An 11,227-nucleotide genomic window follows, 5' to 3' on the forward strand; every position below is an offset into this window, starting at 1 on the left:
GTCGGTTCTCAGCCGCACTCTAGGATCTGCGGCAGGAGCGAGTCGCGAGCAGAACGGGTGCCGAACATGGCCGGAGTAACGAACGAGCAGCAGCCCGAGCGAGCGGGTCAGGACCTGCAGCTGGACATCCCCAACCCGGCGCGGGTGTACGACTACCTCATCGGCGGCAAGCTCAACTACGCGATGGACCGCGCGTTCGCCGACAAGGTGATCGAGCAGCTTCCGCGCGCCCGCGAGATGGCCATGATGAACCGCGGCTGGCTGCGCCGCGCGGTCAAGTTCGGGATCTCACAGGGCATCCGGCAGTTCCTCGACATCGGGTCCGGCATGCCCACCGAGGGGCACGTCCACGAGGTCGCCCAGGAGCTCGCGCCGGAATCGCGGGTGGTCTACGTGGACAACGAGGCCATCGCGGTGGCGCACAGCGAGATCGTCCTCGAAGGCAACGACCTGGCGGCGATGATCAACGCCGACGGCGAACAGCCCGAAGACGTCCTCGACCACCCGGTCACCCAGAACCTGCTGGACTTCAGCAAGCCGGTGATGGTGTTCTTCGCCTGCTTCGTCCACTTCATCCCGGACTCGCGCGACCCCGCCGCCCTGATCGCCGAGTACCGAGACGCCCTCGCGCCGGGCAGTTACCTCGCCTTGTCATCGGACACCAGCGATCTCGCGGACGACGAGATGACGCGAGCCGTAGCGCTCTACGAGAACACCACCCGCCCGCTGTTCCTGCGCAGCGGTGACGAGCTCCGCGCGCTGATGGACGGCTTCGAGATTGTGGAGCCAGGGGTCGTCTTCACCCCCGAATGGCGCCCCGAGAACCCCGAAGACGTCGGCAGCAACCCGGAGCGCGCGAGCATCCTCGCTGTCGTCGGCCGGAAGCCCTAACAGGATCCGCAACGCCAAGAGCGCAAGGGCACGTCTGGGCGTCCGAAAGGGAGGAAACGGCCGTCCGAACGGGTCGAGCCGTTGACAGGCACTGACCGCTGCCTTGATCATGAGCGCGAATCGCACTCCTCATGGTGAGCGCGAGGACTCAGCCTGGGGTTTCGGAGGGGAAGAAAATGCGTAATGGGTACCGGGCCGCGCTCGCCGGGGTGGCCGTTCTCGGACTGTCCCTGCTACCGGGAACCGCCGAGGCCACGCCGTCGTCGGGCGTCACGGCCACGATCCTCAGCCAGCACACGGTGGGCGGCAAGGACTTCATCCTGCGGGAGATCACCATCGCGCCCGGCGGGAGCACCGGCTGGCACCACCACGACGGCACGCTGTTCGCGCTGGTCAAGAGCGGCACGCTGACCCATGACGAAGCCGACTGCCAGGTCGACGGCGTCTACCACGCCGGTGCCACGTTCATCGAGCCCAGCGGTGCCGACCACGTCCACATCGGGCGCAACCTCGGTACCACGCCGATGGTTCTCGACGTCCTCTACATCGACCCGGCCGGCAGCCCGCTGTCCGAGGACGAGCCCAACCCCGGCTGCTCCTTTCAGTAGAACTTGGGAAGTCCTTTAAGGACAATTAACCGGCCGTTACCCTCGGCCGGTTAATTGTCGTTTTCCCGCGCTGAAAAACTCGGGAAGTCGCGTGGTGCGAAGCAACGTCCGACGCCGTGCCGCGTCCTAACAACCGTAAGACCGCCGCCCGCCTTCCGCGCGGAGTGAGGCCGGTCACGAAGCGGCTGTACACGGCCACGAGCGAAGAGGATCTCCATGCGCGTCCGATCAAGCGTGAACCAGTGGCGTCGTCGGTCGGCCGGCGTCGCCGGTCTTGCCGTGGCCGCGCTGGTGCTCAGCGCCTGTTCGTCGGCCGACGCCGGCACCGCGAGCGTGCCCGGTGCGCCGAGTAGCAATGCCTTGGCCGTGGTGTCGGCGGCGAAGGTGACGATCAGCCCCGGCGGCGGCGATCTCAACCCGAACACGCCGATCGTGGTCAAGGTGACCGACGGCAAGCTCACCGCCGTCACGGTCACCAATGCCGCGAAGGGTAAGGCGGTGCAGGGCGCGCTCGCCGCGGACGGGTTGAGCTGGACGTCCGGTGAGCAGCTCGGTTACGGCGCCACGTACAACGTCGTGGCCGAAGCGATCGACGGCGGTGGCAAGCAGGTTGAGCAGAAGAGCAGCATGACCACGGTGACCCCGGCCGCGCAGGTGTTCCCGGCGATGCTCCCGGCGCCGCCCGCGGCGGGCACCACGTTCGGCGTCGGCCAGGTCATCGGCGTCAACTTCGACCACGCCGTCACCGACAAGGCAGCGGCTGAGAAGGCGCTGAAGGTGACGTCGACCCCGTCGCAGGCTGGCAGCTGGCACTGGATCGACAACAAGACCGTGCACTACCGGCCGCAGGTCTACTGGCAGGCCAACACCACCGTCAAGGTCGACGTGAACCTCTACGGCGTCAACCTCGGCGGCGGCGTTTACGGCAAGACCGACCGCACCGCGACGTACAAGATCCACGACTCCTGGATCGCGAAGGCCGACGGCAACACCGAGCAGATGCAGATCGTGCACAACGGCGCCGTCGTCGGCACCATGCCGATCAGCCTCGGCAAGGACGCGACACCGACGCACATCGGCCCACACGTCATCTCCGACAAGAAAGAACAGGTCGAGATGAACTCCTGCAGCTACGGCCTGTGCCCGCCGGCCGCCGGCGCCTACGACGCGATCGAGCACTGGGCCGAGCGGATCTCCAACGACGGCGAGTTCGTCCACCAGAACGCGAACACCGTCGGTGCGCAGGGCAGCTCGAACGTGTCGCACGGCTGCATCAACCTCAGCCCGGCGAACGCGCAGGCGTTCTTCAACGAGTTCAACCTCGGCGATGTCGTCGAGGTCGTCAACTCGGGCGGTCCGGCGCTGCCGGTGTACGACACCTACGGCGACTGGGAGCTCAACTGGGCCGACTGGCAGGCCGGAAGCGCCCTGCACAGCTGACCTGCACGGGGGTTGGGCGAGGTTGTTCGACTAGCCCCCGGTGGCGATTACGGCGAGTGACTCGGCGAGCAGCCGGTTCACCTCGGCGTGGTGGACGTTCAGATAAAAATGCCCGCCGCGGAACGTCTTCAGTTCGAAAGCGCCGGAGGTGTGCTCGCGCCACCGCTCGGCTTCGGCGACGGTGACCTTGGGGTCTTCGTCGCCGATCAGCGCGACCACCGGGCAGCTGACGTCGGGCCCGGGCACGTAGCGGTAGGTCTCGGCCGCCTTGTAGTCGTTGCGGACCGCGGGCAGCACCATCCGCACGATGTCCTCGTCGTCGAGCAGGCCCGCTTCGGTGCCGTTGAGGCTCTTCATCGCGTCCAGCAGACCGCGGTCGTCCTTCAGGTGCTCACGTTCGTCGCGACGCGTGATCGGTGCTCGGCGCCCGGACACGAACAGGCCGCCCAGTTCGGTACCGCGGGCCTCCAGTCGCCGGCCGACTTCGAACGCGAGAGTCGCGCCCATGCTGTGGCCGAAGAACGCCGTCGGCCTGCCGTCCCCGTCGTCGAAGACGTCGGCCAGGGTGTCGGCGAGCGCCGCGAGGTCGTCGATCATCGGCTCGCGGTGCCGGTCCTGACGGCCCGGGTACTGCACGGCCAGTACCTCGGCGGCCGGGGAAAGCCTCGCGGACACCGGGTGGAAGTAGCTGGCGGACCCACCCGCGTGCGGGAAGCACACCAACCGCACGGGTGCTTCCGGTACCGGATGGAATCGCCGGACCCAGAGCTGGGCGGCTGTGGAGGTGGTCATGACTCGAACGTACGGGCTTCCTACTGGTGATCCCACCCCAGTTTTCTCCGTTTGATCCCCGGTAACTAGCGCTGTCATCGGATGAATGGGTGGATTTTGCCGGACTGTCGGCCAAAAGTGTCGACAACTGGCTTGAAAGATCCTATGTTCAGCGCTGCTGGTCCGCCGCCAGAAACGACCGTGTATCGACGACGATTCGCTGGGAGTGTCTTGTGACGGGTTCTGTTGTTCATCGTGTCCGAGGGCTGGCCGCCGCTGTGCTGCTGGCTTTCGCGCTGGCGGGAGGCGGGACAGCCGTCGCCCAGACCGGCAACCAAGACGTCTACGTCTCTCCCCAGGGTTCCGACAGCGCACCGGGTACCGCGGCGCAACCGGTCCGCAGCCTGCAGCACGCGCGTGACCTCGTCCGCGCCCGCACCGCGAAGGGGCTCACCGCGGACCTGACCGTGCATCTCGCGTCGGGTGTCTTCCGGCTGCCGTCGGCGTTGACGCTCGACGCCCGCGATTCCGGCAGCAACGGGCACCCCGTCAGCTGGCAAGGCACCGGTACGACGCAGCTCAACGGGGGCGAGCAGGTCACCGGCTGGCAGCCGGTCGCCGGACGGCCGGGCCTGTTCGCCGCGCCGGCGCCGGCTGGTCTGGACAACACGCGGCAGCTGTACGTCAACGGTGTCCGCGAGCAACGTGCCCGCGGTGCGCTGCCGGTCACCCTGAATGCCACCTCCGCCGGGTACACGGCGTCTTCGTCCGCGCTCGCGAGCTGGCAGAACCCTGGCGACATCGAACTGGTCTACACCGCCGGGGAAGCGTTGTGGAACGTTCAGCGCTACGGCCTCGGGCAATGGACCGAACCCCGGTGCCCGCTCGCGTCGATCGACGGGACGACTATCACCATGGCGCAGCCGTGCTGGGACAACTCCACCAAACGTGTGCTGTTCCCGGACATCCCCGGCCGCAGTGTGAACATGGTCGGCCCGGCGGACCTCACCAACGGCAGGCAGCCCGCGTACGCCGAGAACGCCTTCGAACTGCTCGACACGCCCGGAGAGTGGTATCTGGACCGCTCCGCGCACAAGGTCTACTACCTGCCGAAGCCCGGTGAGAACCTGGCACACGCGGACGTCGAGGTGCCAGTACTGCAGAAACTCGTCGACGCACAGGGCACCGCGCAGGCGCCGATCCACGACGTTTCGTTCCGTGGCTTGGAGTTCGCCTACGCCACTTGGCTGACACCGTCCACTTCGGAGGGGTTCTCCGAGATCCAAGCCGGGTACACGGTCACCGGTCCCACCGGATACGCGACCCAGGGCCTCTGCCAGTTCGTGGCCGGCGGCACCTGCCCGTACGCGTCGTGGACGAAGGAACCCGGCAACGTGTCCGTCTCTTATGGACAGCGGATGGAGTTCACCGGCAGCGTGTTCGACCACCTCGGCGCGGCCGGGCTCGACCTCGGCGGCGGCAGCCAGGATTCCACGGTGAACGGCGACATCTTCACCGACATCTCCGGAAACGGCGTCGAGGTCGGCGGTGTGGACGCGCCGATGTCCTCCAGTGGCAACGCCGTCACCCGCGGTGTCCAGGTGACGAACAACCACCTGTACGACCTGCCCAGGGAGTTCCACGGCGGGGTGGCGATCGTCAACGGGTACAGCCAGCACGACACCCTCGCGCACAACCAGATCGACCATGTCGCGTATTCGGCGATCTCGGTCGGCTGGGGCGGCTGGCCGGACAAGATCAAGCAGCCGGCGACGCCGAACATCTCCCACGACAATGCCGTTTCCGACAACCTGATCTTCGACTACATGAACCTGCTCGACGACGGTGGCGGCATCTACACCCAGGGCATCACCGGTACTTCGCTGGCAGACGGCGAAAAAGTGACCGGCAACGTCATCCACGACCAGTGGGGGCTCGGGAAGAGCATCTACACCGACAACGGGAACACCTACGAAACGGTGCAGGGCAACGTGCTGTACGCGACCGCGTACAGCAACGTCGGATCGACCCATGTGGACTACCGCGACAAACTGGGGAACAACGATCCGACCCTGATCGAGGGCAACTACTGGGAACAGGGTGACAAGGACGGCAATAACAAGGGGGTGGTCACGACCGGCAACCACCTGCTGTCGACGCCTTCTGCCGCACCCGCGGCGATCACCGCCAACGCCGGCCTGCAACCCGCGTATCGCTCGCTGCTCGACCAGCAGGTCGGCGGGTCGGCCGCACCCGAGCCGCCATCGCGGATCGGTACCTTCGCCGCCGACAAGAAGCTTTACACCACTTGGAATCCGACGTTCGCCGACAACGGGTCGCCGGTGACCGGATACGTCGTGACGGCCACCGCCGGGACGCATGCCGCCCACGTCACCATCGGCGCCGCCACGTTCCAGCGTCAGGGTTACGCCGAGCTGGACGGACTGGCCGACGGCACGGCGTACACCGTCACCGTCGCGGCCACCAACGCACTCGGCACGGGCACGCCGTCCCTGCCCGCAGCGCCCGTCACCCCCGGCAAGCAGGCCGGAAAGCTCGCCGCGGCACCCGCCGGCCTCAAGGCCCTGCCGTCGTCCACCGCCACGAGTCTGCATTGGACACCGCCGTCGGACACCGGCGACACCCCTGTCATCGGCTACCGCGTCACCGTCACCACCGGTTCCGGCTCTCCGCGGACGATCACCGAAACGGGCCGAGACGCGGTCGTCAGCCAGCCCACCGCCAAGGCCATGACCCGCGTGATCCCAGACTTGAAACCCGGCACGAGCTACACCTTCACCGTCGCCGCCATCACCGGCTCCGGTGTCGGCGCCACCGGCACGATCACGGTGACCACCGCGGCCTAGTCCCGGCCGGAGCGGGAAGCGTGGAGGAATTCTCGGTTCAGGTTGCTGATGCTGGCGAACGGGATGCCCTTCGGGCACGATCCGACGCATTCACCGCTATTGGTGCAGCCGCCGAACCCTTCGTCGTCCATGGTGCCGACCATGTCGAGCACGCGCTGTTCCCGCTCCGGCTGCCCCTGCGGCAGCAGGTTGAGGTGCGTCACCTTGGCCGAGGTGAACAGCATTGCCGAACCGTTCGGGCAGGCGGCGACGCAGGCACCGCAACCGATGCAGGTGGCGTTGTCGAACGCGAGGTCGGCGTCCTTCTTGGGCACCGGCGTCGCGTGCGCGTCGGGTGCGCTGCCGGTCGGGGCGGTGATGTAACCGCCGGAGCCGACGATCCGGTCGAAGGCCGAGCGGTCGACGACCAGGTCCTTGATGATCGGGAAGGCTTTGGAGCGCCATGGTTCGACGTCGATCACGTCGCCGTCCTGGAACGTGCGCATGTGCAGCTGGCAGGTGGTGGTCTGCTGCGGGCCGTGTGCCCGGCCGTTGATCACGACCCCGCACGAGCCGCAGATGCCCTCGCGGCAGTCATGGTCGAACGCGACCGGCTCTTCGCCGGCGAGGATGAGTTGCTCGTTGAGCACGTCGAGCATTTCGAGGAACGACATGTCCGGACTGATGTCGTCGACCGGGTAGTCGACCATGCCGCCCTTGGCTTCGGGACCGGGCTGGCGCCAGATGCGGACCGTGAGTTTCATGTGTAACTCCGCTGGGTGGGATGGACGTAGGTGAACTCGAGGTCTTCCTTGTGCAGCACCGGGTTCTTGCCGCCGTACTCCCAGGCAGCGACGTAGCTGAAGTTCTCGTCATCACGTTGCGCTTCGCCGTCGGGAGTCTGGTGCTCCTCGCGGAAATGGCCACCGCAGGATTCTTCGCGCGCCCACGCGTCGAGCAGCAGCAGTTCACCGAACTCCAGGAAGTCCGCCACCCGGTTGGCCTTTTCGAGTTCCTGGTTCAACTGTTCGCCCGTACCCGGAACCTTGACCGAGCGCCAGAACTCGTCACGCAGCGCCGGAATACGTTCGAGTGCCTTGCGTAGGCCGGCCTCGTTGCGGGACATTCCGCAATGGTCCCACATCAGCATGCCGAGCTCGCGATGGAAGGAGTCGACGGTCCGGGTGCCGTCGATCGACAGCAGCCGTGTCAGCCGTTCCTCCACTTCGGACTCGACCTGGGTGACGGCCGGGTGGTCCGGCTTGACCTCGTCGAAGCCGCCGCGCGCGAGGTAGTCGTTGATGGCCGGGGGCAGCACGAAGTACCCGTCTGCCAAGCCCTGCATCAGCGCGGACGCGCCGAGCCGATTGGCGCCGTGGTCGGAGAAGTTGGCCTCGCCGATCGCGAACAGGCCGGGAATCGTGGTCTGCAGGTCGTAGTCGACCCAGAGCCCGCCCATCGTGTAGTGGATCGCCGGGTAGATCCGCATCGGTGTCTCGTAAGGGTTTTCCGCGGTGATCTGGGCGTACATGTCGAACAGGTTGCCGTACTTCTCCTCGATCGCGGGACGTCCCATGCGCTCGAGGGCGTCGGCGAAATCGAGGTAGACACCGAGCCCGCCCGGCCCAACCCCGAAGCCGGCGTCGCACTGGTTCTTCGCCGCGCGCGACGCGATGTCGCGGGGGACCAGGTTGCCGAAGCTGGGATAGATCCTCTCCAGGTAATAGTCCCGTTCGTCTTCGGGGATCTGGTTCGGCGGACGGCTGTCGCCCTTTTCCTTCGGCACCCAGATACGGCCGTCGTTGCGCAGCGACTCGCTCATCAACGTCAGCTTCGACTGGTGCTCACCCGACCGCGGGATGCAGGTCGGATGGATCTGGGTGAAGCACGGGTTCGCCAGGTACGCGCCGCGTTTGTGGGCGCGCCAGATCGCGCTCGCGTTGGAGCCCTTGGCGTTGGTCGAGAGGTAGAACAGGTTCCCGTAGCCGCCGGTCGCCAGTACGACGGCGTCGGCGAGGTGGGTCTGGACCTGGCCGGTGACCAGATCGCGCGCGACGATACCGCGGGCCTTGCCGTCGATGACGACGAGGTCGAGCATTTCCGTGCGGGCGTGCATTTCGACGCTGCCGGCGTCGATCTGCCGCGACAGCGCCTGGTATGCGCCGATCAGCAGCTGCTGGCCCGTTTGGCCGCGCGCGTAGAACGTCCGCTGCACCTGGACCCCGCCGAACGACCGGGTGTCCAGGAGACCGCCGTATTCGCGGGCGAACGGCACTCCCTGCGCGACACACTGGTCGATGATCTGGTTGGAGATCTCCGCCAGCCGGTACACATTGGACTCCCGCGAGCGGAAGTCACCGCCCTTCACCGTGTCGTAGAACAACCGGTACACCGAGTCGCCGTCGTTGCGGTAGTTCTTCGCGGCGTTGATCCCGCCCTGCGCGGCGACGGAATGCGCGCGCCGAGGCGAGTCCTGGAAGCAGAACTGGATCACGTGGTAGCCCTGCTCGGCGAGCGTTGCGCCGGCGGCACCACCGGCGAGGCCGGTGCCCACCACGATGACGCGGTGCTTGCGCCGGTTCGCCGGGTTCACCAGCTTGGCACCGAACTTCCGGTCGCCCCAGCGGTTCGCGATCTCGCCCGCCGGCGCCCTGGTGTCGGCGATCGGTGCGCCGACGGAGTATTCGAGCATGTCAGCCCACCAATCCTGTCATCACGCCGACGGGCACGATGATGAACCCGGCCGTGATGACGACGGCGAGGATCGACCCGATGGCTTTGAGTGCCTTGTCCCGCGCGGGGCTGGCGATGCCGAGTGTCCGCGCCGCGCTCCAGAAGCCGTGGTTGATGTGCAGCCCGAGCATGAGCAGCGCCACGATGTAGATCACGTTGACCCACCAGACTTGGAAGTCTGCGGTGATGTTGTGGTAAGGCTGGTCGACGCGGAAGTCCTGGTTGGTCACCCCCAACGTCAGGTCGAGGATGTGCCAGACGATGAACACGGCGAGCGTCGCGCCGCCCCAGCGCATGGTCCGGGTGGCGAAGGTCGCTTGTGGACGTTGGCTGTGTACGTACCGCACCGGGCGGGCTCTGCGGTCGCGCCGGGACAGCTGGACGGCCGTGGTGATGTGCAGCACGAGTCCGACGATCAGTGCCGTGCGCTGGATCCAGAGGAACCACGAACTGTGCAGCACGGGTTCGCCGATCGTGCGCAGCCAGTTCGCATAGTGGTTGAAGTCGTCTGGGCCGAAGAAGATCTTCAGGTTGCCTGCCATGTGCACGAGCAGGAAAGCGACGAACATCAGGCCGGTCAGGGCCATGATGATCTTCTTGCCGATCGTCGAATCCCAGAACGCCCGGATCCCCGAGGGCTTGCGCTGTGCGGGCTTGGCCGCGGCTAGGTGACTTACCACGCCAACCGACGTTAGGCCGCGATTCGCCAGAGGGCAAACAGATGCTAACTCTGGTAAGCAGAGGTTTTGGCTATGATGAGTGTATGCAATTCCAACAGCTCGCGTACTTCGTCGCCGTTGCCGAGACTCGGCACTTCACCCAGGCCGCGGAGCAGATGCAGGTCGCGCAGCCGTCGCTGTCCCAGCAGGTGCGCGCGCTGGAGAAGGATCTCGGCGCGAGCTTGTTCCACCGCATCCGTGGCAACGTGTCGCTGACCGAGGCGGGGGAGACCCTGCTGCCGATCGCACGGCGCATCCTGGCCGACACCGACACGGCGTACCGCGCGATCCGTGAGCTCGACGAGCTCGGGCGCGGGCGAGTCCGCTTGGGTGCGACGCCGAGCCTGTGCACCGGCCTGCTGCCGACGATGCTGGCGACGTTCTGCCGCGACTACCCGGGCATCGAGCTGCAGCTGCACGAAGGCGGGTCGCGGGATCTGCAGTCGGAACTGTCGGAAGGGGCACTCGATCTGGCGATGATCGTCGACTCTCGCGTGCAGGACGACCCGCGGCTGTCGATGCTGCCACTGTTCGTCGAGGAACTCGTGGTGATCTCCCCGAAGGACGCGCCGCCGCCCGTACGCGGCCAGCGGATGCGGATCAGCCAGCTCGAAGGCCGCCCGCTGGTGATGTTCCGTCGCGGGTACGACCTCCGCGAAGCGACCGTCGCCGCCTGCCGTGCCGAGGGGTTCGAGCCGGCGTTCGCGATCGAGGGGGGCGAGATGGACGCTGTGCTGGAGTTCGTCAAAGCCGGCATCGGCTTGGCCGTGGTGCCGAGCACGGTCGTCGGTGACCGGTTTCGCAGGACGCAGTTCAGCGCACCCGGCCTGACCCGCACCGTGCAACTCGCCTACCGCCTGGACCTGGAACCGTCCCGCGCCGTGCGCGCCCTACGCCAGGCAATCACGCGCTACCTGGCCCACGCCGCCCTGCCGCCAGGCACCCAAGCCCTGATCGCTCAACCGTGACCGTCCCATCGGTTCCGGTCCACTGAAGCAAGGCAGGGCGGCTGGGGATGCCGAGCCGGTCCGAGCGCCATGTCCGCGATGTGGAGCGATCGCAACTCGACGGGGAGTTGCGATCGTTGGGGACATCAACTACCGCAACTCGACGGCGAGTTGCGAAAGCCGGGGAATGCAGTCAGGGCTCGTTAGTGTCGCGGCCGGATGATCCGGTCGCGGCACTCACGAGCCCTGGGGCGGGTTGTTCTGTTACAGGT

General features: G+C 66.8%; 9 protein-coding genes. 5 read left to right on the forward strand and 4 right to left on the reverse strand.

Annotated elements, in window-relative coordinates; translation table 11 throughout:
- Window positions 1-66 precede the first annotated feature (66 nt).
- The 3 genes from JWQ81_RS13980 to JWQ81_RS13990 all read left to right on the forward strand — a co-directional run bounded on the left by JWQ81_RS13980 (window position 67) and on the right by JWQ81_RS13990 (window position 2,939).
- The gene (locus tag JWQ81_RS13980) at window positions 67-891 is read left to right on the forward strand and encodes an SAM-dependent methyltransferase (protein ID WP_297541430.1); all 825 of its coding nucleotides are present in this window, start codon (window positions 67-69) and stop codon (window positions 889-891) included.
- A 176-nt stretch (window positions 892-1,067) separates the two neighbouring features.
- Window positions 1,068-1,499, forward strand: coding sequence for a cupin domain-containing protein (locus tag JWQ81_RS13985; RefSeq protein ID WP_297541432.1), 432 nt, complete (start codon window positions 1,068-1,070; stop codon window positions 1,497-1,499).
- A gap of 216 nt (window positions 1,500-1,715) precedes the next feature.
- Window positions 1,716-2,939 (forward strand): Ig-like domain-containing protein, encoded by a 1,224-nt coding sequence (locus tag JWQ81_RS13990; RefSeq protein ID WP_297541434.1) that lies wholly within the window; start codon window positions 1,716-1,718, stop codon window positions 2,937-2,939.
- 30 nt (window positions 2,940-2,969) lie between these two features.
- Here the strand turns inward: JWQ81_RS13990 and JWQ81_RS13995 are convergent, their stop codons facing one another.
- Complete coding sequence (locus JWQ81_RS13995) at window positions 2,970-3,731, reverse strand: alpha/beta fold hydrolase (protein WP_297541436.1); 762 nt, start codon at window positions 3,729-3,731, stop codon at window positions 2,970-2,972.
- A gap of 212 nt (window positions 3,732-3,943) precedes the next feature.
- On the opposite strand from JWQ81_RS13995, the gene JWQ81_RS14000 reads away from it, so the two are divergent.
- Entirely contained in the window at window positions 3,944-6,577 is a 2,634-nt protein-coding gene (locus tag JWQ81_RS14000) for a fibronectin type III domain-containing protein (protein WP_297541438.1), read from the forward strand.
- Here the strand turns inward: JWQ81_RS14000 and JWQ81_RS14005 are convergent.
- From JWQ81_RS14005 to JWQ81_RS14015, 3 genes are read right to left on the reverse strand one after another with little or no spacing between them, the layout of a single operon-like run.
- The gene (locus JWQ81_RS14005; protein WP_297541440.1) at window positions 6,574-7,320 is read right to left on the reverse strand and encodes a succinate dehydrogenase/fumarate reductase iron-sulfur subunit; all 747 of its coding nucleotides are present in this window, start codon (window positions 7,318-7,320) and stop codon (window positions 6,574-6,576) included. The genes JWQ81_RS14000 and JWQ81_RS14005 overlap by 4 nt on opposite strands.
- Window positions 7,317-9,248, reverse strand: a complete 1,932-nt coding sequence (locus JWQ81_RS14010) for a fumarate reductase/succinate dehydrogenase flavoprotein subunit (RefSeq protein WP_297541442.1) — start codon at window positions 9,246-9,248, stop codon at window positions 7,317-7,319. Before JWQ81_RS14010 ends, JWQ81_RS14005 begins: the two co-directional genes overlap by 4 nt.
- A 1-nt stretch (window position 9,249) precedes the next feature.
- Window positions 9,250-9,969 carry a succinate dehydrogenase cytochrome b subunit gene (locus tag JWQ81_RS14015; RefSeq protein ID WP_297541444.1) on the reverse strand — a complete coding sequence of 240 codons (720 nt, stop codon included), beginning with the start codon at window positions 9,967-9,969 and terminating at the stop codon, window positions 9,250-9,252.
- Between the two features lie 83 nt (window positions 9,970-10,052).
- Here JWQ81_RS14015 and JWQ81_RS14020 point away from each other — a divergent pair, with 83 nt between their 5' ends.
- Window positions 10,053-10,976: a LysR family transcriptional regulator gene (locus tag JWQ81_RS14020; protein ID WP_297541446.1), complete on the forward strand. Its 924-nt coding sequence runs from the start codon at window positions 10,053-10,055 to the stop codon at window positions 10,974-10,976.
- Window positions 10,977-11,227: the final 251 nt, after the last annotated feature.

This window comes from Amycolatopsis sp. (genome assembly GCF_025464955.1).
GTDB lineage: Bacteria > Actinomycetota > Actinomycetes > Mycobacteriales > Pseudonocardiaceae > Amycolatopsis.

Bases quoted from the DNA above. Each gene is read 5' to 3' on its own strand.
- JWQ81_RS13980 (WP_297541430.1), top strand. From the start codon at position 67: ATGGCCGGAGTAACGAACGAGCAGCAGCCCGAGCGAGCGGGTCAGGAC.
- JWQ81_RS13985 (WP_297541432.1), top strand. From the start codon at position 1,068: ATGCGTAATGGGTACCGGGCCGCGCTCGCCGGGGTGGCCGTTCTCGGA.
- JWQ81_RS13990 (WP_297541434.1), top strand. From the start codon at position 1,716: ATGCGCGTCCGATCAAGCGTGAACCAGTGGCGTCGTCGGTCGGCCGGC.
- JWQ81_RS13995 (WP_297541436.1), bottom strand. From the start codon at position 3,731: ATGACCACCTCCACAGCCGCCCAGCTCTGGGTCCGGCGATTCCATCCG.
- JWQ81_RS14005 (WP_297541440.1), bottom strand. From the start codon at position 7,320: ATGAAACTCACGGTCCGCATCTGGCGCCAGCCCGGTCCCGAAGCCAAG.
- JWQ81_RS14010 (WP_297541442.1), bottom strand. From the start codon at position 9,248: ATGCTCGAATACTCCGTCGGCGCACCGATCGCCGACACCAGGGCGCCG.
- JWQ81_RS14020 (WP_297541446.1), top strand. From the start codon at position 10,053: ATGCAATTCCAACAGCTCGCGTACTTCGTCGCCGTTGCCGAGACTCGG.